This is a genomic window from Yoonia sp. (assembly GCF_965660735.1).
Lineage (GTDB): Bacteria > Pseudomonadota > Alphaproteobacteria > Rhodobacterales > Rhodobacteraceae > Yoonia.
Genome location: NZ_CBFIBD010000048.1, coordinates 1 through 18,643 on the forward strand (window position 1 = coordinate 1; position 18,643 = coordinate 18,643).

The following is an 18,643-nucleotide window of genomic DNA, read 5'->3' on the forward strand; positions in this document are numbered from 1 at the left end:
CGTGGCGCGGTGGTTGTCGAGGTCGTGCCCGAAAGCGTGGCCGACGATATCGGTCTTGCACCCGGCGACGTCATTACCGCCGTCAACGGGGTGCCGGTCGAAGGTTCACGCAGTCTGCGCAATCGCATCGGGACGATGCGCCCCGGTTCCGAAATTCAGATCACCGTGCAGCAGGGATCCGAGGCTGAGACATTGCGCGTGGTTCTGCGGAGCAGCGGGGATGGTGCGCCAGCCGGTGCCGCGCCAGGTCCGTCAGGCACCATGCAGTCTGCTCTGGCAGGTGTCATTGTGACGAACATGGCGCCAGAGCATCCTGCATATGGCAAGGTCGAAGGCGTCGTCATCGCGTCTGTTGTGGAAGAAAGTGCGGCGGCGCGTGCCGGGCTTCGGGCTGGCGATGCAATTACCCATGTGGACAGGCAGCCGGTGACCTCCAAGGCGGCGTTCGATGCACGGATCGCGGCGGCCGGCGACACTATCGCGCTGACGATATGGCGCGATGGCAGAAGCAGTCTGATCATTATCGAACGCGACGCCTGAGAAGGCGCGCCCGCCGCGCCCGGGCCGCGCGTGTTGGGCGCGGTCAAGTCCGTTGCCTCTGTGTGCTGGGTAGCGGGCGCCGTCGGGAGTTGTTGGTCCGTCACGCCGGTCAGCGCGAATAAATCGGAACAGCCCCGGATAACCGGACAATGGCCTCGGGGCAGCTTTCAGCTTTCTTCTGTGTGGCACTCCATCGGGGGGTCCTTGCACCGGATGGCCTCCAAATCGGGGGCATCTACATCGCATTTCTTCAGCGCTGACCGGAGCGCGCGGCGCATGACTTCCTCGTGGGTCGGGTGATAGGCAGGCATCCTGAGAAGGCCCTGCAAGTCATCACCGTGATCAATGGCATAGGCGAGCAGATGCGCGAGGTGTTCTGCCTCGGGTGCCACGATGGCGGCACCAAGCAGACGAGCATCCGCCTTTTGCGCATAAATGCGTATGGTGCCTCCGCCTGCGCGTTGCAGCCTTGTGCGCCCTGCATGATCGAACGACGCCTCGCCGACGGCAATGCTGTCATCGCGATCCTGAAGCGCAGTCCAGCTTGCGCCGACGAGGGCGATCTGGGGGTCGCTGAAAACCAACCGGAGGGGGGTGCGCCGCCGAAAGACGGCATCCTTGTCGCGCACCGCAAAATAGCCAGCGATCCGGCCTTCATCGGATGCTTCGTGCAAAAGTCCGGGGCCTTGACCGGAATCACCTGCGAAATAGAGCCGCGTTCCCAATAGGTTGAGCTGTTCAGGCTCCAGTTCGGGCAATCCGTCATCTCCCAGATCGACGCCGATGGCCTCGAGGCCAAGGTCGGTGAGGTTCGGCTTGCGGCCCATTGCGACCAGCATGTAATCGACCTCGGCTTCGCCGTCTTTCCATTGCATCCTGATTGCGCCACCTTCGCCTTTGACAGGGTCCGCCTGAGCCTGAATGCATGTCATGTCCGGCGCGATCGCCTTGTGCAGGCGCGCCTGCAGTTCCGGATCGTCAAGCCCGCCTAGCGACGGCGAGGGATCAAAGCCGATGACTTGCACACCCAGACGCCCCAGCGCCTGCCCAAGTTCCAGCCCGACCGGCCCCAAGCCGATCACGGCCATGCGCCGCGGCAGGTCCTTTAGCGCGAAGATATCATTCGACGTCAGCACGCGTGTGCCGAACTTGTCCCGCCAGGCTGTGGGAACGACCGGACGCGAGCCTGTGGCGATGATCGTTGCGTGCGGCCGGAACAGGCGTTTGCCAGCGCGCAGCGTTCCATCGTTTTGAAACACCGCCGCGTCCGGCACCAGATGCGTTTCGCGCCAGTCTGACATGCCGTCGATCACCTCCCCGGCAAGCAGGTCGCGCAGCTTGCGGGTTTCGGTCAGCACGCGCGCAGCATCGACGCGCAGGGTCTCGGCTCCGACGATACCGAGGCTGTCAAAGTCGTGCCGCCGCTGAAAATCATGTGCCGACTGCAAGAGCGCCTTTGACGGCATGCAGGCGGAGAGCACGCAGGTCGTCCCGTAGGGGCCCGGATCAAAGACGCGGTAGCTGTCGGTCATTTTCGCGACTTCCGCCCGCGCTGATAGCCCGGCAGTGCCTGCGCCGATGATCGCGACATCAAGTGGTTGGGTATTCATCGCCGGCTCGGTTTCGTTGCGGGGTCATAGGCCAGATTGCTGATGCATCTGACGGTGCTGGCTTGGGGTCCGATGTCGCTTTGACGTGTCGGCACCACCAGTTCGACGGTGTCCCGCGGTTGAAGCTGGGCAAAATGGCCATCAACGACACTGTTGCAGTCGACATAGATCAGGCGGTTATCGGTGGCGATGATCTGCCCGAAATCCCTGTCGTGATGGATTTCGTCGACCTTGCCCTTTTGTGGCGCGTGGACATAAGCATGAAAACCGGTGATGCCATCATGGAATGTTTTCATATGACGGACTTTATCGCCGATCACGGCATTTATTTCCGCTGTTGGCGCGACGTGTCTGAACGCGATTTCAAGTGGCGTCTGCATCTACCTTTTCTTCCTCTATCAACGGTATGATCGCGTTGTTCCTATCCAAGGACCGACGGTTCAGCTGCAATCATGCCTTGGGCGACGGGGCGTTTGCCTTAACGCCTGATAAGGCGGGTCGGATGACCGCCCGGGGTTTGATGCGCATCAGGCGGGCGATGGATCAGTCCGGGCCGTCATCCTTTCTCCCCCGGTCCAGATGCTCCTCCGACTTGAGGCTGAACCGTTGAAACACCCCGAGACCAACGACGATGACGACAGAGACGAACAGGAGCAGAACCGGATACAAGAGCGCCTCGGGATCATCGCGGCCATGCTCAAAGACGAGGACGATCCCTTCGATGGACACCACCAGCGCGATAATGACCATGAATTTCGTCACGGCCTCGCGTGCTTCATGCGGTCGGCGCAGTTCGCGGCTGCGCAGCACTTCCTCTTCCATCACATATTTCGCCACATCCAGGATCGCGACCGAAATGACCAGGGAACTCACGGCGTCGAGCAGGATATTTTCCCGGGTGTCCGGCGCGGTCAGGGCAGCATAGACGCGCGTAAACGACACATAGATCAGGCCCAATGAGACCGTCGTCATTGCCACAGCCGCCAACGCATAAAAGACAGAGCCGATGAGGATGAAGGCATCGGCAACCCGAGACATAATTCTGGGGTGTTTCTGCTTGTGAACATCCTTGTCGGATGTGTCTTCCGGTTGGCGCTGCTGTGGCATCATGTGGTCTCGGCTGGCGGGCTGGGCGCTTGCCTGAGCCACGCTTCGGCCTCGTCTGTACGGTTTGTCGGAAAAAACCGCATTTCCGCTTTCGTGAACGGCGCCGAGAGGGTGGTGCCCCATTCCTCCAGCTGGGTTTCTCCGATGACTGCAATCCGCCCGAAATCGTTGCGATACTTCAGATCGAATTCCAACTCGCGCCAGAGTGCGCCGATCTCCCACCCCTGGAAATCTTCCAGTTTGATCATGACGCGCAGTGGCCTCTCGGATAGCTCCAGTGCGTGTTCGAGTTCGGGTATCGCGGTGTCGTAATCATGTGTTGTCAACGTACCCGACGCGCGCATGACGATCAGATCCCTGTCGGTGCTGTGTTCGATAGTGATCATGTGCGTTCCCCTACGTGTCGCCGAACCGCGAAAGTCCGATGGCCAGCGCGATCTCGGAGATGCCGAGAAACAAAAGATCGACGCCAAGAAGTAAACCGAGCGCCCAGTTCGCTGTGGACGGCAAGCCGATAAACAGGATCACACCGATCCCAAGTGACAGTGCCCCGGACAGAATAAGCCAACCCCACCCATCAAGCCGCGGAAATGCGCCGGGGGAGGAACGGCGCATTTGCCATGCACCCCACAATTTGATGGCCCCCCCAATCACAAAAAAGCTAGCCAGCACGATCGTCAGCGTGACCGTCCCGCCCAGCGGATACAGCAGCAAGAGCGCACCCGCCGCAAGCCCCGTGAACCCGAAGAGAAAGGTCCAGAGCCGCGCTTCTACACCACCATTCATTGCGGCACGCGTGATCTGCAAAAGCCCCAGCACGGCAAGCAGACCACCGAGCAAGAGCTCTGCCGCCAGCGTCATGACGAAAGGAAAGACGATCCCGAAGGCTCCGAGAGCGAAGGTCACCAAACCGGCGAACCAAAGCCAGATTTTCAGCCGCCGAAATCCTCTCGTGGATGTATCATATGTTTCATAGGTGCTCATGGACTTCTCTCTTGGCATTGACGACGCCGCCGGGCGAATGAGCGAACCGTGCACACGCCCCCGACGTGCCGCAGACCCGACCAGACGACACCGGGCGTTCTGGCCAATTACTGTCCGTGATATGCGGATCGCGGTCCAGAAACATGGTCCGGCGGATTTGCGGTCTGCGGGGGTGCGTGTTCATGTCAGTTTCCTGACTCGGTTTCAGGGGTCAGCGCCGCTGTTGCGTCGTCCCATGCAAGTTCCAGATCGTTCCAACCACTGCGAACGCCTTCCATCAGGTCGCCCCAGGCAGTGCCGGCGCCCTGTGACAAGGCACCGATGGCCTTGCTTAACTGGTTCCGGCGTTCGCGCAGGGTCCGCATTGTTTCGGCGGTCTGTTCACGGGTGGCTTGTGACATCTCGGACCAGTTGTCGCGGACGGCCTGCTCGGTTTCCTCAATACGCTCATCCACCTGTTGCAGCGTGTCGTCCAGCGCGGCGAGCGCTTCGTCACGTTCCCGGGCCGAGAACTGGCCGATGGCTTCGAAAGCCTCGGAGAATTCAGCCTGTACCTCTTCGAGAGTTGCCCCAGTATCTGATTGCTGGCTGTGCGCGGGGCCTGACAAAGCAAACAAGCCAAAGCAAACCAGCGCAGCGGTGTGTAAAAGAAAACCCGTTTTTGATTGTCTCTGTTGCATCTCAACCGAACCTTTCCGTTGCTTTTTTCACCGCAGCGCCAAGATCATCCCAGGCTTTTTCGACGCCACTTTTGAAATCCTTCCAGGCTTCGCCGCTTGCATCGTCGAGTTCCTTGAGCTTTTCGCTTGCCGCGTCCTGCTGCTTGCGCAGTTCTTTGATCTGGTCATCAATTTTCATGCGGGCATCGGCGCTGGCTTCCACGGCCTTCGCCTCCAGCTTGTCGATTTCGGTGCGCCACTGGTCGAGTCTTGCCTGCAGTTTCTGGCGATATGCGCTTTTTTCGTCCATCTGTCCTTTTCCTTCTTGTGTTGGAATGACGGTTTTTCCGCGTGGAATGGCCATGGTTACACCGGGGTCGCGTGATTTGTTCGGGCGGTCGATTCTGCCCGCTTGGCGACCTCTTTTACGCCCTTCACGCCGGCCTTCGGTTCCGCAGAGCCAGCGCCGCTGGCACAGCGCGAACAAAGTGCCAGCCACTTCTGCATGTCGCGGGTAAGTCGCTGGACCGAATGCTGCTGCCAATCCATCAATGTCCGCGCGACTGGAGAGTGATCGCCCCCATTGCCGTTCACCGCACGCACAGCCTCATGCGCTGTTTGCATTGCCTCGTGGCGTCGGTCGAACCATGATCTGGTGAAGGCTTCGGTTTGGTCAAGAATTGTATCCTGCGCCTTGCAGAACTGCGCCATGTGTGGCGCAAGCATCCGGTTGGCTCCCCTCTGGGTGGGGGTCTGCGCTATGACATCGGAAAAAGTTGTATTTGCTTTGGTCGCCATATCCTCCACCGTGCGTATTGATTGTCAGTCCTGTTGCCAGATGACCGTCAGGTGGCTTGCGGCGCATTAACCTGCGTAAAACACCAAGTGGGCAGTTTGCTACCAATGTGCGCAAGGCCAGGCGTATGCCGCTGTTTCTGTTTTGAAAACAATCTGTGCAGACGTCTGCGCGGGGACCGGGTTATCAGATATTAATTTTCGGCCCTTCATTCGAAAGGATCGCACCATCAAGCCATGGGATCAAACACCTAGCCCATGCGCAGGCCGCCATTCACCGGCAACGTTGCCCCCGTAATGAAGTCTGCCGCGTCCGAGGCCAGAAACCGGACACAGCGGCCTATTTCCTCGGGCTCGGCCAAGCGCGCAAGGGGCACTGTCTTCAAGATGCTGTCCAGTATGTCGTCGGGAAGCGCGCTGACCATCGCCGTGTCTGCGTATCCGGGTGCGACAGCGTTCGCGGTGATGCCCTTGCCGGCACATTCGCGGGCGAGCGCGCGTGTGAAACCCTCGACACCTGCCTTGGCGGCGCAGTAATTGGTCTGCCCGGCTTGGCCACGGGCCGCGTTTACCGAAGAAATGTTGATGACCCGGCCAAAGCCGCGTTCTCGCATCCCGCCGATTATTTGGCGCGTCATATTGAACATCGAACCAAGATCGACGCGCAGAACGGCGTCCCAGTCTTCGCGGTCCATCTTGTGCAGCATGACGTCACGATTCACGCCCGCGTTGTTAACCAAAATATCGATCGGACCGATATCGTCTTCGACATCCGAGATGCCCTGTGCGCAGGCGTCAAAATCGCTTACGTCCCATTCAAAGACCGGCATTCCGGTTTCCGTGCCAAAGGCGCGCGCTGTCTCACCACCACCCAGATGGGTCACGGCGACCGTGACACCCGCGTCGGCAAGTGCCCGCGCCGACGCTGCGCCAAGGCCTTGGATGCCGCCGGTGACAAGGGCTATTCTTGGGTCGGATGACATGGCGCATTCCTTTCTTTTGGGTAAGTTCAGGTGTCGCGTTCAAGGAGCAGTGCGATCCCCTGACCGCCGCCGATGCACAGGGTGACAAGCCCGCGGTTCAACCCGTCGCGGGCCATCGAGTGCAATAATCGCGTGGTCAGGATTGCGCCTGTTGCGCCGATCGGATGGCCAAGCGCGATGGCACCGCCCTCGACGTTCACAATGTCTTCTGAGAGGTCGAGTTCCTGCGTCAACGCGATGGCGATGGCCGCGAAGGCCTCGTTTATTTCCGCGCGCTCGATCATGTCGGCAGACCAGCCTGCACGGGCAAGCGCCTGACGAACCGCCGGGACGGGGCCAAGGCCGAACATGCCCGGCGCAACCGCGCCAACGCCCGTGGCGACCAGCCTTGCCGCCACGTCGAGCCCGCATTCTTCGGCGAAACCGCGCGAAGCGACGAACATCGCAGAGGCCGCAGAATTGAGGCCCGGCGCGTTGCCTGCGGTGATCGTTCCGTCTTCACGAAAGGCGGGTTTGAGCTTGGACAAGCCTTCTTCCGTGGCGTTTGCCCGGTTTGCCTCATCCGTGTCGAAACCGGTTTCGCCCGATTTGCCTTGGACGCTGACGGGGGTGATTTCGGCATCGAAGTGGCCTTTTTCCTGCGCCGTGGCAAAGCGCTGCTGCGATCGCGCGGCCCATGCATCCTGTGCCTGCCGCGAGATATCTTTCTCCTTTGCGAGGTCTTCGGTGTGCCAGCCTGAATGCGCGCCTGAAAACGCATCGTTCAGGCCGTCGCGCAGGGTTGCGTCGGTGATCGTGCCTTCACCCATGCGATACCCCCACCGCGCGCGGTCAAGCAGGTAGGGCCCCTGATCCATGTTTTCCATGCCGCCTGCAATCATGCAGGCGGCATGACCTGACCAGACCTCTTGCGCCGCAGTCGCGATGGCCTGCGCGCCCGAGCCGCAAACACGGTTCACGGTCATGGCGGGCACGTCTTCGGGCACTCCTCCGTTCATCGCCGCCTGCCGTGCGGGGTTCATCCCGGCACCGGCGGTGATGACCTGGCCCATGACCACGCCATCGACCTGACCCGCATCGATGCGGCTGTCTTGCAGGATGGCGCGCACCACCGTGGCCCCCAGTTCTGTGGCCGGGACAGATTTCAGTGTGCCGCCGAACCGACCCACGGGCGTGCGTCGGGCATGGCAGAGGACGACTTCGGTCGGGGGCATGTCTTCACCTTTGCTGCGATCAGGTTTCGGGAAAATCGGTGTCGGGCTTGTCCGTGGCATCGGTCGCCCCGCTCTTGGGCTGCCAGCCGGGGTCTGCGCTCTTGATCCAGCGCGAGATCACATATGCGGACGGCCAGGTCAGCAACAGCCCCACAGCGACTGCGGCCAGAATGGGTGTCCACCCGTAGAAGCCCAGGGAGAGCACGATGATCAGGAGGCTACCCACAAGGACCGATCCCGTCATGAAGGTTAAAACGATACTCAGGCGGTCCATGGGAGCCTCCTTTTGAAACAGCGCGTTGAGTTTGGTCTTAGGCTGACCGCCGCCGCCGGTTCAGGCATTAACGCACGTCAAAGACCGCGACACTTCATGATGGCTCACTATAGAAACGGAATCGGCAAAAAATTGGGCCCGACATGACAACCGATGCGGACACGATCATCGCCCGCCTGCCAAAGTGGCACGGCACCCATTTCTGCGCCGGGCAGGGGCCTGGTCGGTGCAACAAAACCCCGTGGGTCCTGCTCTGCTTGCGATGCAAAGTGCTGCCGTTTGAAAAAACAGAAAAGGCCGCGACATGACCGATACAGCATTCGTCATCCGCCGCTTCGGCCGCAGTGCCCCACTGCCGGACAGCCGTTATGAATACCGCGTCTGGCCAAGGTCGCCAAATAGGGCGGTTTCCCTCTTGCATCGTTTCTGGCCCCTGACGGATGCCGAACGGCGCAGCGATATCTATCTGGTTCATCCGGCCAGTGACCGGACGCTGATAAAATTGCGTGACGGGCGCCAGCTTGAAATCAAATGCCGCGCGGGCGACGTGGCGGCGGTGCAGCACTGGACGATGCCGGTTTCCACGGAATTCCCGCTGACGACGGCGCAACTTGCTGATCTGGCCGCCGCTCTTTCGTTGCAAGGCCGTATGCCGGCAGCGGCCGGACTGTCGCCCGCGCATCTTTTGGCGGCGCTGGATGCGCTGGATGTTCCAGTTATCCCCCAAACCGTCCAGAAGTCGCGGTTGCTGTTCAGGAAAGGCAGTTGCCGCGCTGAGATTTGCCGCGTCTCGGTTGCCGGTTGGCGGGGCCTTACGGTCGCGCTCGAGGCAGCCGAGTTTTCCGTCATCGCCGCAGCACTTGACGATCTGCACCTGCGCACGCTTCCGAACCGATCCTATGGCGAGGCGCTTGCCCGCTTTGCCTCGCTGCATGCGCGGTGCCGAAAATTACCAGCAACCTGATAATGACAGAAAGGATACCCGCATGAAACGGCTTGAAAACAAGGTCTGTATCGTAACCGGAGGGTCGCGCGGCATCGGAAAGGCCACCTGCAAGAGGTTGGCCGAGGAGGGTGCCAAAGTCGCAATCACCGATGTCGAAGACGACGAAGGTGAAAGCCTGCGCGACCAGATCACCAAAAGCGGTGGAACCGCCGAATATTGGCACCTTGACGTCACAGACGAGAGCGCGGTGAAAAAGGTGTTTGACGACGTGGCCGGCAAGATGGGCGGGGTCGATGTTGTCGTGAACAACGCCGGCATCGCCGGGGCCGACAAGCCCACGGACGAAGTCACATCGGAGGAATGGCAGAAAGTGATGGATGTCAACGTCAACGGCGTCTTCTACTGCACCAAGGCCGCGATCCCGCATATGCGCAGCAATGGCGGAGGAAGTATCGTAAACCTGTCGTCAATCTACGGCATCGTCGGTGCGCCGGATGTGCCACCCTACCACGCCTCGAAGGGTGCGGTGCGCGAAATGAGCAAGACCGACGCGGTGCTGTATGCCAAGGAAGGGATTCGGGTGAATTCCGTCCATCCGGGCTTTATCTGGACGCCGCTTGTACAGGCCATGGCCGAGGCATCCGAGGATGGTCCCGATGCATTCCGCGCCCATCTCGACGATTTGCATCCGGTGGGCCATGTCGGTGAACCGGAAGATATCGCCGCCGGTATAGCCTATCTCGCCTCGGACGACGCAAAATTCGTCACAGGGTCCGAGTTGGTGATCGATGGCGGCTACACCGCGCGCTAAAGGAGGCCTTATGCCTGCATCTCAAAGCGATACCGGTGCCCCGGCCAACCCATGGGCGGTGCGGCCTGCCGATTTCCCCGTCGCCGCTGGAACAAGGGACAAGCTGCGGTCCTTGGTGAATTACGCGGTTCTTGCACCGTCCGGTCACAACAGCCAGCCGTGGCAATTTCGACTTGGCGACAGCCGGGTTGAGGTGCTGGCAGACCGGTCGCGGCGACTGCCTGTCGTCGATCCGCACGACCGCGAACTGACTATGAGTTGCGCTGCGGCTGCCGAAACCATGGCGCAGGCAGCGCGCGCATTCGGGTTCGTGACCACGCTTGATCCACTGCCTGAACCCGATGATCCCAACGTAGTCGCGCGGATCGAGATCGCGTCATCGCAAGGTCGCCCTGTGACGCCCGAGGTGATCGAGGCAATCGTGCGGCGGCGCACGACCCGACGCGGTTTCACGCCAGAAGTCGTTCCGGACACACTACAACAGGCTTGTGTGTCGGCGGCGCGCGCTGTCGGGATCTCGGTTTTCTTTGCGGGGGACGCGCCCACGCACCGCATCGTCGCCGATCTGGTGGCCGCAGGCGACAGGCGCCAGTTCGACGATCCGGCTTTTCGGCGCGAACTGGCGCATTGGATACGCCCGCAGCACGCGCCAGGCGGTGACGGAATATCGGGCACCGCGTTCGGAATGCCCGATGCCCTCTCGGGGGTGGGTGCTTTCATGATCCGGACCTTTGACATCGGCGGTGCAGCGGCGAGTGGCGATGCCAGACTTATCAGAAAAGGCTCTCCGCTGTTCATGATGCTGGCCAGCCCGGGGGATGACCCGGTTGACTGGGTCGCGGCGGGCAGGGCGCTCGCGGCTATCCTGATCAGACTGTCAGCCGAGGGCTGGACTGCGTCCTATCTTAACCAACCCATCGAGGTGTCAGACCTGCGGCCGAAACTGAAAGAGGCATTTGACATTGACGGACAACCACAGCTGTTGATGCGCGTCGGACGTGCCGAACTGCCGGCACCTTCTGCACGGCGACCGGTGGACGCGGTTCTTGTGCGCTGAGTTCCTGTCGTGCGCGGGCCAACCCGATCCGCGCTGCCACGGCGGGACGAAAAAGGCGCGATTGCGCTTTTGCTCTGGTGCCAGAATGACGGCGCGGGGCAGCGGACCCGGCCGTTGCCCGCTACTTTGGCATGCGGCGCACTTGCGGGCGGCGCACGATCCAGCGGGCCGCAGCAAAGCCCGACACAACCGAAAGCAGGATAATAATCGCTGCTGGTCCGGCGCCTTCCATTCCCGCAGGTCCGACAAGTGCGCTGCCCACGAAAAGGAGTGACCAGAACACCAAGGCCGACACCAAGCCCAAAACCGATACGAACAGGAGGTAGGCGGCAAACGGGTGCAAGTTCTTGTGACGCAGCGATTGCGCAATCGGCCAGCACACCGCGAGCACGATCAGCACGATGATCCAGATCCTGTATGCAGAGATGAGTTCAAGAACCATTCCCGGCCCTTTCGTGATCGACAGCAATATTTCCTTCAGTCTAATATGCCCGAACAGCACAGTGCCTTAACCGACGTTATCGTCGGCGATGTTCAAGGGGTGCCTGAAGGTGCAAACTGCCTTGGCCTTGCTGCACAGGTCGGTCGATTTGTGATCGGATGGGTCCATCGTGCCGCGCTATCTGCCAGCGATGGCGCGACGAAAGATCAGCAGAGAGGCCCCGAGAAAGGCCGCGCCCAATACGCCCACGAGGAGGAACGCGGGCCAGACCGTCGCGAACCCCGCGCCGCGAAAAAGGACAGCATTCGAAAAGCTCAGATAGTGGCGCGACGGCAGAAGGACGGTGATATATTGCAACCATTGCGGCTGGCTTTCGACCGGGCTCATGCCGCCTGACAGGATCATCATCGGCAGCACCGTCATAATCACCAGAAGCGCGAACTGCGCCATGGATCGGGCCGCGGTGCCCAAAAGCAATCCGATGGCCGCAGCCGCAAAGACAAACAGGAAGGTTCCCGCCAGAAACAGCGGCACCGATCCCGCGATGGGCACATCCAGCATCCAGCGCACCACGATCAAGAGCGATGCCGTGAACGTCATGAAGACGATCATCGCATTGGCAAGCACCTTGGACATCGCGATTTCGAATGGTGTGACCGGCATGACCAGCAGGTGATCTATCGTCGCATGTTCACGTTCGCGGATCAGTGCGGCACCGGTCAGGATGACGGTCAGGTTCGTCAGCCAGTTCAACAGGGCAGACACCGCTTCGAACCATGTGGCATTGCTGTTGGGGTTGAACGCGCGGCGCAAGACCAGATCGACGCGCGCAGTGCCGGACGGGGCAGGGGTGGCCGCGAAACGCTGCGCCTCGCGGGTCAGGATCGCACGGATATAGTTGGAACCGACCGTGGCCTGCATGACGTCCGTCGCATCAACGTTGAGCAGAACCGTCACGTCATCACCGCTGCGCAAATCGGCGGCCATATGGCGCGGGATCACCACGATGAAGGTATAGACGTCATCGTCCATCAACTGCTCTGCCCTGTGACTGTCGATCAGGTCGGGTGTCTGGAACCACGGATCATAAAGCGCCTGTGCCATGGCGCGCGACAGAGGCGAGCGGTCGTTGTCCACGAAGGCCACCGCCGCATTGTTCACCTGATCCGCCGCCGATTGCGCCTGAAAGAAGACGCCCGGCCCGAAGGCGTAGACGACCAGCGCCATCAACATCCAGTCCCGCAGGACGCTTAGCACCTCCTTGCGTGTGAGCCAGAGCATGTTTCCCAGCATCCGGCGCATGGCTAGCGGGCCTGTTTGCGCAGCAGCAACAGCGCGGGGATCATGAATACGGGAATAAACAGGGCGATCCGCGGGATTTCCGGCGCAAGCTGGCCAACCCCCAGCCCCTTGGTGAAGGCGCCCACGCTCATATACATGTAGTAATGCGTCGGCCAGGAGAGTCCGATGATCCGCGCGCCCCCTTCCAGCGAGGCCACGGGCTGAATCATGCCGGAAAACACCACGGTGGGCATCATCATGATGACCATGGCCGCAAAGACGGCAGCGACCTGTGTCTGGGTAAAGACCGAGATCAGCAAGCCATAGCTTGTCGAAGCGGTGACGTAGATCAGCGCGCCCAGCGTAAGGATCGCGAAATCGCCCTTGAACGGCACGCCAAACAGATACACGGCCATCCCCGTCATGATCAGATAGTTGATCATCCCGATCCCGATATAAGGAAGCTGCTTGCCGACCATGAATTCAAAGCGCCGGGTCGGTGTGACATGAAAGTTGGTGATGGTGCCGATCTCGCGTTCGCGCGCCACGCTGATCGCCATCAGGATCGCCGGGAAGAACATCAAAAGAATCGCGGGCACCGAAGGAGCGATAGCCCGGATGCTGTCGACGGTCGGATTATAGGCGAAACGGGTGGTGATATTCAGTGACGCGGCAGGGCTGGTCTGTGACCTGCTTTGATGCGCTTGTTCGGCAAGAAAGCCTGCATGAGCGCCCTGAACATATCCCTCTATCGTCGCGGCCCGCTGCGTATTCGAACCATCGATCCATGCCGATATCTTGGCGCCGCGCCCTTTTCGCAGATCCTTGCCAAACCCCAGAGGGATATCCAGAACCAGTGTGGCCTCTCCTGCGCGCAATAATTGCACAAGCGCCTCACGGCTGTCGACGGTGGCGACGTGCTGAAAATAGCGTGACCCTTCGAAGGTTTGCAGATAGGCGCGGCTTGCCGGTGAATGATCCTGATCAAAGACCGCAAACTCCATATCCTCGACGTCCGTCGAGACGCCGTAGGCAAAGAGAAACATCAACAGCACGCTGCCACCGAAGGCAAAGGCCAGCCGGATCGGATCGCGCAAAACCTCGTAGGTTTCGCGGCGCGTATAGGCGAGTAGCCGCCGCAGTGCTGCCGAACGCCGGGCGCTCTTGCGGCGCTGAGGCTGCGCACCGGCCTGTTCGTCCGCGTCTCCCTTTTCGATGGCATCCGGATCGTTTTGACCGATCAACGCCACGACGGCGCTGTCAAGATCGCCCTTGCCGTGCTCTTGTGCGATATCATCCGGCTTGCCCACCGCCATCACGCGGCCCTTGTGCATCAGCGATACCCGGTCGCAATATTTCGCCTCGTGCATGAAATGGGTTGAGATGAAGATCGTCACACCGGCGTTGCGCGACAGGTCCGACAGGATCTGCCAGAACGCATCTCGCCCCGCCGGATCAACGCCCGATGTTGGCTCGTCAAGGATCAGCACCTCGGGGTCGTGAATGATCGCAGCCGCCAGCGAGAGCCGTTGCCGCAAGCCAAGTGGCAGCGCGTCTGCCGCGTCGTCGGCGTGCCCGGTCAGCCCGACCTGATCCAGCAGCGCATCGATCCGAGGGTCGATCGCGTCCGGCTTTAACCGGTAAAGCCGTGCATGAAGGCGCAGGTTCTCGCGCACACTGAGCTGTTTGTAGAGTGAAAAGAATTGCGACATGTAACCCACACGCGCGCGGGATTTGATGTCGCGGGCGTCCACCGGATGGCCGAACAGAGAGACCGCCCCCCCGGTCACGGGCAGAAGCCCCGTCAGCATCTTCATCGTTGTTGTCTTGCCTGACCCGTTCGAGCCGAGAAAGCCAAAGATCTCGCCGTGCTCGATCTCAAAGCTCACGTCATCGACGGCCTTGAAATCGCCGAAACATCTGGTCAGGTTTTCGGCCTTGATGGCGATCTTTCCATTTTCCCGCGTTCGTGGCGGAATCTCCAGCTGTGCCATTTTCCGCCGCTCTCCGTGGGGTGCGAGGGCGGTGAACGCGTCTTCCAGCGTGTCGGTGCCGGTTTGATCGCGCAATTCATCGGCGCTGCCTGTTCCGATGAGGCGGCCATTATACATGGCATGCAACGTGTCGAACTGTTCGGCCTCTTCCATGTAGGCGGTCGATACCAGCACGCTCATATCCGGGTGGCCTTTGCGTATTTCGTCGATCAGCCCCCAAAACTGACGGCGCGACAACGGATCAATGCCGGTTGTCGGCTCATCAAGGATCATCAGATCGGGATCATGGATCAGCGCACAGCACAGTCCCAGTTTCTGCTTCATGCCGCCCGACAGCTTGTCAACGATACGCTCCGAGAACGGATCAAGGCGGGTCGCTTTCAAAAGGTGGGAAATACGTTGCTCCCGCTCTTCGGCATCCTGACCGAACAGCCTGCCGAAAAACTCCAGGTTTTCACGCACACTCAGTGCCTTATAGAGGTTCCGGCCCAGTCCCTGCGGCATATATGCGATGCGCGGAAAGACGGCATTGCGGTGTCTGGCCTTGCGCATGGACCCGCCCAGCACCGCGATGTCGCCTTCCTGCATTCGACGCGCCCCCGCAATCAGGCCCATCAGGGTCGATTTGCCCACCCCGTCAGGTCCGAAAAGCCCGGCCATCGTTCCCCTGGCCAGTTCAAACGAAACATCATCCACAGCCAGATCGTCACCATAGCGGTGGCTGAGGCCCGCAACCCGTGCGGCGGGGGTGTCTTGCGCGTCGCCCATTGCTCAGTCTCCGGCCGCGAGGGGCGGGCGGGGTGTCAACGTCAGCCCATCCGGCCAAGCCACGTCATCGGAACCGGCCAGCCGGATGTGCCCCGTCCCACGCATGCCTGTCTTGACATAATCGATGTTGCGCTCGATGAGATCCTGATTGACGCGTAGCCGGATACGGAACATCAGATCCGCGCGCACGTCTTGCGTTTCAACGGTTTCCGGCGTGAATTGCGCGTCGGGTGACACAAAGCTGACATGCGCGGGGATCACAAGGTTGATCCCGTCCAGAGAAATCCGCGCCTCTGCGCCGATCCCGACCCGGGCAGCCAGCGCAGTGGGCAAAAAGACCTCCATGTAGACCCGCGACAGATCCACCAGTGTCACGACCGGTGCGCCGCTGGCGACAACCTCGCCCGGCTCGGCCAAACGATAGAGCACACGGCCCCGCACCGGTGCCACGATCTGTGCGTCTGCAATCTGGGTCTCGATTTCAAGTACGACTGCGCGGGCTGCATCGACCTGACGTTCCGCTGCTGTCAGGCTTGCCCGTGCTGCGGCGAGGGTCGCGCGGTCGGCGTCGCGGTCTGACCGGCGACTGTCCACCGCTTCCTGGGTGCCGAAACCCCGTTCAAGAAGCGTGCTGGCGCGTTCAAGCTCTACTTGTGAAAATTTCAGAGCAGCCTCATTCTGGTCGATGACGGCACGGGCCTGTGCAACCTGACCTTCAGCGGCGGCCACATCGGCCCTGGCCCTGTCCAGGCGCGCTTGCAGGCTCTTGGTGTCGATCCTGGCAATGGGATCGGCCGCGTCGACCAGTTCGCCTTCTTGCACATGCATGACCGCAATGCGTCCGGTTATTTCGGTTGCAACATCGACAAGGTCGGCCTCTACCCGGCCATTGGCCCGGGCAAAGGCGGGTGGCCCACCGGATTGGCTGGCCTGCCACCACAGATAGCCTGCCACGCCCGCCAGGATGACGCCGAGCACGGCAAAGCCGATTGACAGCTTTCTTTTCATCGACGCCGGTCCTTCAGATCACGGACCGTTATTTAAGCATCAAAAACAGGATGCGCCTTGCTCTGGGTTAAGCGGGCGCGCGGCAATCACATGCGTGACCGTGGCGCACAAAATCTATCGCCTGGGGTTTGTTATCCGGGGATCCGGCCCTGTTTTTCAGTTACCACGCGTCCCACCTTCCATGGTTCTGGGGCAAGCCACGGGGTAATGCGCGCAGGCTGATCAGCGGGACTATATCTGGCTGGCTCGGGGATGCGCATCGCGTCGCAACACGTGCTGATCACTGCGCGAAATCTGCCTTTCAGTGATCGCCCCCGTTGCGACCGGCAACTGTCGGCGATGCGTCCGGACCCTAATGTGAAGTAGCGGCACATGCAGTGCCAAGTCCACAAATCGCCCGCAACACCCTGTCGGGTCGCTTGCCTAAAACCTTGATCTTGTGGGGGTTTTTGGCTCCGACGGTAGGGATCGAACCTACGACCAATTGATTAACAGTCAACTGCTCTACCGCTGAGCTACGTCGGAACACTCGGTGCCGTATAGCAACGGGAATCTATGACGTCCAGAGCATTTTGCGCAGTTTCTATCATTGTTTTTCACCCGGGACTTTGGGCCTGTGCAGGCTGAATGTCGCATCCAATCGCAGGGCGGGTGCGGCACTGATGTGACCACGCTGATGCAGGTCGATCAGATGGGCGAACACATTGCGAGCGGCGGCAGCCAGCAACTTGGGCGGGGTCTCGGTGTAGATATGCCGGGTCAGTGATCCGACGTCATGCGCGCGGTCTGCCAGATGCGCAATGATCTGGTTTTCGCGGCCTTTGCGATGGCGCAACAGCCAGTCAAGTCGCGCCGCCGGATCATCCACGGGCGCGCCATGGCCGGGATAATAGATTCGCGCCTGCAACCCTGCCAAGCGGTCGCAGGATCGCATGAAATCGGTCAGATCCCCATCGGGCGGCGAGACAAGCGAACTGGCCCATCCCATCACATGATCGCCGGTAAAGACCGCATCCTGCCACTGAAAACACATGTGGTTGCCGATGTGCCCCGGCGTATGCAGGGCCGTCAGTGCCCAGCCCTTGCCTGTCACGCGGGCGCCGTCCTTCAGCGTGATATCGGGGGTGAACGCATGGTCGATCCCTTCACCGCCCCCCGTCAGACCCTTTTTCGCCAGTGCACGCATGACCGGACTGCGCCCAGCATGGGCGTGCCCAAAGGCCAGTACCGGCGCACCGGTCTGGTTTGCCAGCGGACGGGCAAGGGGGGAATGGTCAAGGTGACTGTGTGTCAGCAGGATATGGCTGACCTTGCGCCCTGCGATGGCACGGGTCAGCGCGGCCAGATGGGCGGGGTCATCGGGACCGGGGTCGATCACGGCCAGTTCGGCCGCGCCAAGCAGATAGGTGTTGGTGCCGGTGTGGGTCATCGGTGACGGGTTGGGGGCCACGACGACCGACAGCAGGGGCGACAAGGCATGCGGGTGGCCGACGGCGGCGGCAAATTCTGGCATCGTGGTTCCTTTCGGCGCTTTCCGTTCGGCGCCACTGGCGCTAGCGTGCCATCATGTTCTTTCGCTGGCTCAAGAATTACATGCCCCGTGGTCTTTATGGCCGGGCTGCGCTTATCCTGATCCTGCCGGTGATCATGCTGCAACTGCTGGTGTCGGTCGTGTTTATCCAAAGACACTTTGACGGCGTGACCCGGCTGATGACAAGTGCCGTGAACATCGAATTACGGTTTCTGGTCGATACGGTGAACGCGGCCCCGAGTTTGCCTGCGGCGCGGGCCGCCTTGTCGGCGCTTGATGACCCGCTCGAGATCGAGACGGCCTTGCCGGACGTGCCAATCGCGGATGACATCAACCCCTGGGTCGATCTGACAGGCCGCATGGTGATCGAAACGCTGCGCGAAGGGGTCTCAGACGTAATGGCCGTATCGCTAGAGGACCGGGGCAGGGTTGTCGTGTGGGTGATGACGCGCCACGGCCCGTTATCGCTTGATTTCAGCAGGCGGCGGGTTTCGGCCTCTAATCCGCACCAGCTGCTGGTGATCATGGTGGTTCTGGGCGCGCTGATGACGGCGATCGCTTATGTCTTTCTGCGTAATCAGTTGCGCCCGATCAAGCGGATGGCGGCGGCCGCCGCAGATTATGGCAAGGGGCGCATCA

The 18,643-nt window shown here is 60.9% G+C and carries 20 protein-coding genes, 1 tRNA gene and 1 pseudogene; 5 read left to right on the forward strand and 17 right to left on the reverse strand.

What is annotated here, in order from left to right; translation table 11 throughout:
* Positions 1 to 540 (forward strand): PDZ domain-containing protein (locus tag ACTG4B_RS13880; RefSeq protein WP_439156301.1); only part of this gene is annotated, 540 nt, incomplete at its 5' end.
* A 167-nt stretch (positions 541 to 707) separates the two neighbouring features.
* Here the strand turns inward: ACTG4B_RS13880 and ACTG4B_RS13885 are convergent.
* From ACTG4B_RS13885 to ACTG4B_RS13935, 11 genes are all read right to left on the reverse strand, one after another.
* A complete protein-coding gene (locus ACTG4B_RS13885) occupies positions 708 to 2,150 on the reverse strand; it encodes a dihydrolipoyl dehydrogenase (protein WP_439156302.1) in 1,443 nt (480 codons plus the stop codon).
* Positions 2,147 to 2,530, reverse strand: coding sequence for a hypothetical protein (locus ACTG4B_RS13890; RefSeq protein ID WP_439156303.1), 384 nt, complete (start codon positions 2,528 to 2,530; stop codon positions 2,147 to 2,149). Before ACTG4B_RS13890 ends, ACTG4B_RS13885 begins: the two co-directional genes overlap by 4 nt.
* Before the next feature lie 163 nt (positions 2,531 to 2,693).
* A complete protein-coding gene (locus ACTG4B_RS13895) occupies positions 2,694 to 3,260 on the reverse strand; it encodes a hypothetical protein (protein WP_439156304.1) in 567 nt (188 codons plus the stop codon).
* Positions 3,257 to 3,643: an STAS/SEC14 domain-containing protein gene (locus tag ACTG4B_RS13900; RefSeq protein ID WP_439156305.1), complete on the reverse strand. Its 387-nt coding sequence runs from the start codon at positions 3,641 to 3,643 to the stop codon at positions 3,257 to 3,259. The genes ACTG4B_RS13895 and ACTG4B_RS13900 overlap by 4 nt, the downstream gene beginning before the upstream one ends.
* A gap of 10 nt (positions 3,644 to 3,653) precedes the next feature.
* Complete coding sequence (locus ACTG4B_RS13905; protein WP_439156306.1) at positions 3,654 to 4,241, reverse strand: DUF308 domain-containing protein; 588 nt, start codon at positions 4,239 to 4,241, stop codon at positions 3,654 to 3,656.
* Between the two features lie 185 nt (positions 4,242 to 4,426).
* The gene (locus ACTG4B_RS13910; protein WP_439156307.1) at positions 4,427 to 4,921 is read right to left on the reverse strand and encodes a hypothetical protein; all 495 of its coding nucleotides are present in this window, start codon (positions 4,919 to 4,921) and stop codon (positions 4,427 to 4,429) included.
* 1 nt (position 4,922) lies between these two features.
* Positions 4,923 to 5,264 carry a coiled coil domain-containing protein gene (locus ACTG4B_RS13915; protein WP_439156308.1) on the reverse strand — a complete coding sequence of 114 codons (342 nt, stop codon included), beginning with the start codon at positions 5,262 to 5,264 and terminating at the stop codon, positions 4,923 to 4,925.
* Positions 5,265 to 5,266: 2 nt separating this feature from the next.
* On the reverse strand, positions 5,267 to 5,626 hold the full coding sequence (locus ACTG4B_RS13920) for a hypothetical protein (RefSeq protein ID WP_439156309.1): 360 nt from the start codon (positions 5,624 to 5,626) through the stop codon (positions 5,267 to 5,269).
* 320 nt (positions 5,627 to 5,946) lie between these two features.
* Positions 5,947 to 6,678: an acetoacetyl-CoA reductase gene (phbB, locus tag ACTG4B_RS13925; protein ID WP_439156310.1), complete on the reverse strand. Its 732-nt coding sequence runs from the start codon at positions 6,676 to 6,678 to the stop codon at positions 5,947 to 5,949.
* Between the two features lie 26 nt (positions 6,679 to 6,704).
* Entirely contained in the window at positions 6,705 to 7,892 is a 1,188-nt protein-coding gene (locus ACTG4B_RS13930; RefSeq protein ID WP_439156311.1) for a thiolase family protein, read from the reverse strand.
* A gap of 19 nt (positions 7,893 to 7,911) precedes the next feature.
* Positions 7,912 to 8,166 (reverse strand): hypothetical protein, encoded by a 255-nt coding sequence (locus ACTG4B_RS13935; protein WP_439156312.1) that lies wholly within the window; start codon positions 8,164 to 8,166, stop codon positions 7,912 to 7,914.
* Between the two features lie 304 nt (positions 8,167 to 8,470).
* On the opposite strand from ACTG4B_RS13935, the gene ACTG4B_RS13940 reads away from it, so the two are divergent.
* The 3 genes from ACTG4B_RS13940 to ACTG4B_RS13950 are packed head-to-tail and all read left to right on the forward strand — an operon-like array spanning position 8,471 to position 10,980.
* Positions 8,471 to 9,130: a hypothetical protein gene (locus ACTG4B_RS13940; RefSeq protein WP_439156313.1), complete on the forward strand. Its 660-nt coding sequence runs from the start codon at positions 8,471 to 8,473 to the stop codon at positions 9,128 to 9,130.
* Positions 9,131 to 9,152: 22 nt separating this feature from the next.
* The gene (locus ACTG4B_RS13945) at positions 9,153 to 9,923 is read left to right on the forward strand and encodes an SDR family NAD(P)-dependent oxidoreductase (RefSeq protein ID WP_439156314.1); all 771 of its coding nucleotides are present in this window, start codon (positions 9,153 to 9,155) and stop codon (positions 9,921 to 9,923) included.
* 10 nt (positions 9,924 to 9,933) lie between these two features.
* Positions 9,934 to 10,980, forward strand: coding sequence for an Acg family FMN-binding oxidoreductase (locus tag ACTG4B_RS13950; protein ID WP_439156315.1), 1,047 nt, complete (start codon positions 9,934 to 9,936; stop codon positions 10,978 to 10,980).
* A gap of 121 nt (positions 10,981 to 11,101) precedes the next feature.
* On the opposite strand, the gene ACTG4B_RS13955 is transcribed toward ACTG4B_RS13950, so the two are convergent.
* The 6 genes from ACTG4B_RS13955 to ACTG4B_RS13980 all read right to left on the reverse strand — a co-directional run bounded on the left by ACTG4B_RS13955 (position 11,102) and on the right by ACTG4B_RS13980 (position 17,986).
* Positions 11,102 to 11,422 carry a hypothetical protein gene (locus ACTG4B_RS13955; protein WP_439156316.1) on the reverse strand — a complete coding sequence of 107 codons (321 nt, stop codon included), beginning with the start codon at positions 11,420 to 11,422 and terminating at the stop codon, positions 11,102 to 11,104.
* A gap of 177 nt (positions 11,423 to 11,599) precedes the next feature.
* Complete coding sequence (locus tag ACTG4B_RS13960; RefSeq protein WP_439156317.1) at positions 11,600 to 12,703, reverse strand: ABC transporter permease; 1,104 nt, start codon at positions 12,701 to 12,703, stop codon at positions 11,600 to 11,602.
* 23 nt (positions 12,704 to 12,726) lie between these two features.
* Complete coding sequence (rbbA, locus tag ACTG4B_RS13965; protein ID WP_439156318.1) at positions 12,727 to 15,465, reverse strand: ribosome-associated ATPase/putative transporter RbbA; 2,739 nt, start codon at positions 15,463 to 15,465, stop codon at positions 12,727 to 12,729.
* A gap of 3 nt (positions 15,466 to 15,468) precedes the next feature.
* A complete protein-coding gene (locus ACTG4B_RS13970; protein ID WP_439156319.1) occupies positions 15,469 to 16,473 on the reverse strand; it encodes an HlyD family secretion protein in 1,005 nt (334 codons plus the stop codon).
* A gap of 450 nt (positions 16,474 to 16,923) precedes the next feature.
* Positions 16,924 to 16,998: transfer RNA gene (locus tag ACTG4B_RS13975), tRNA-Asn, on the reverse strand.
* A gap of 61 nt (positions 16,999 to 17,059) precedes the next feature.
* The gene (locus ACTG4B_RS13980; RefSeq protein ID WP_439156320.1) at positions 17,060 to 17,986 is read right to left on the reverse strand and encodes an MBL fold metallo-hydrolase; all 927 of its coding nucleotides are present in this window, start codon (positions 17,984 to 17,986) and stop codon (positions 17,060 to 17,062) included.
* Between the two features lie 53 nt (positions 17,987 to 18,039).
* Between ACTG4B_RS13980 and ACTG4B_RS13985 the strand changes: the two are divergent.
* Positions 18,040 to 18,643, forward strand: a pseudogene (locus ACTG4B_RS13985) (ATP-binding protein); the annotation flags it as partial.

What these genes read in the sequence shown, in the direction of transcription:
- ACTG4B_RS13885 (WP_439156302.1), bottom strand. Translation starts at nt 2,150, where the DNA reads ATGAATACCCAACCACTTGATGTCGCGATCATCGGCGCAGGCACTGCC.
- ACTG4B_RS13890 (WP_439156303.1), bottom strand. Translation starts at nt 2,530, where the DNA reads ATGCAGACGCCACTTGAAATCGCGTTCAGACACGTCGCGCCAACAGCG.
- ACTG4B_RS13895 (WP_439156304.1), bottom strand. Translation starts at nt 3,260, where the DNA reads ATGATGCCACAGCAGCGCCAACCGGAAGACACATCCGACAAGGATGTT.
- ACTG4B_RS13900 (WP_439156305.1), bottom strand. Translation starts at nt 3,643, where the DNA reads ATGATCACTATCGAACACAGCACCGACAGGGATCTGATCGTCATGCGC.
- ACTG4B_RS13905 (WP_439156306.1), bottom strand. Translation starts at nt 4,241, where the DNA reads ATGAGCACCTATGAAACATATGATACATCCACGAGAGGATTTCGGCGG.
- ACTG4B_RS13910 (WP_439156307.1), bottom strand. Translation starts at nt 4,921, where the DNA reads ATGCAACAGAGACAATCAAAAACGGGTTTTCTTTTACACACCGCTGCG.
- ACTG4B_RS13915 (WP_439156308.1), bottom strand. Translation starts at nt 5,264, where the DNA reads ATGGCCATTCCACGCGGAAAAACCGTCATTCCAACACAAGAAGGAAAA.
- ACTG4B_RS13920 (WP_439156309.1), bottom strand. Translation starts at nt 5,626, where the DNA reads ATGCTTGCGCCACACATGGCGCAGTTCTGCAAGGCGCAGGATACAATT.
- phbB (WP_439156310.1), bottom strand. Translation starts at nt 6,678, where the DNA reads ATGTCATCCGACCCAAGAATAGCCCTTGTCACCGGCGGCATCCAAGGC.
- ACTG4B_RS13930 (WP_439156311.1), bottom strand. Translation starts at nt 7,892, where the DNA reads ATGCCCCCGACCGAAGTCGTCCTCTGCCATGCCCGACGCACGCCCGTG.
- ACTG4B_RS13935 (WP_439156312.1), bottom strand. Translation starts at nt 8,166, where the DNA reads ATGGACCGCCTGAGTATCGTTTTAACCTTCATGACGGGATCGGTCCTT.
- ACTG4B_RS13940 (WP_439156313.1), top strand. Translation starts at nt 8,471, where the DNA reads ATGACCGATACAGCATTCGTCATCCGCCGCTTCGGCCGCAGTGCCCCA.
- ACTG4B_RS13945 (WP_439156314.1), top strand. Translation starts at nt 9,153, where the DNA reads ATGAAACGGCTTGAAAACAAGGTCTGTATCGTAACCGGAGGGTCGCGC.
- ACTG4B_RS13950 (WP_439156315.1), top strand. Translation starts at nt 9,934, where the DNA reads ATGCCTGCATCTCAAAGCGATACCGGTGCCCCGGCCAACCCATGGGCG.
- ACTG4B_RS13955 (WP_439156316.1), bottom strand. Translation starts at nt 11,422, where the DNA reads ATGGTTCTTGAACTCATCTCTGCATACAGGATCTGGATCATCGTGCTG.
- ACTG4B_RS13960 (WP_439156317.1), bottom strand. Translation starts at nt 12,703, where the DNA reads ATGCTCTGGCTCACACGCAAGGAGGTGCTAAGCGTCCTGCGGGACTGG.
- rbbA (WP_439156318.1), bottom strand. Translation starts at nt 15,465, where the DNA reads ATGGGCGACGCGCAAGACACCCCCGCCGCACGGGTTGCGGGCCTCAGC.
- ACTG4B_RS13970 (WP_439156319.1), bottom strand. Translation starts at nt 16,473, where the DNA reads ATGAAAAGAAAGCTGTCAATCGGCTTTGCCGTGCTCGGCGTCATCCTG.
- ACTG4B_RS13980 (WP_439156320.1), bottom strand. Translation starts at nt 17,986, where the DNA reads ATGCCAGAATTTGCCGCCGCCGTCGGCCACCCGCATGCCTTGTCGCCC.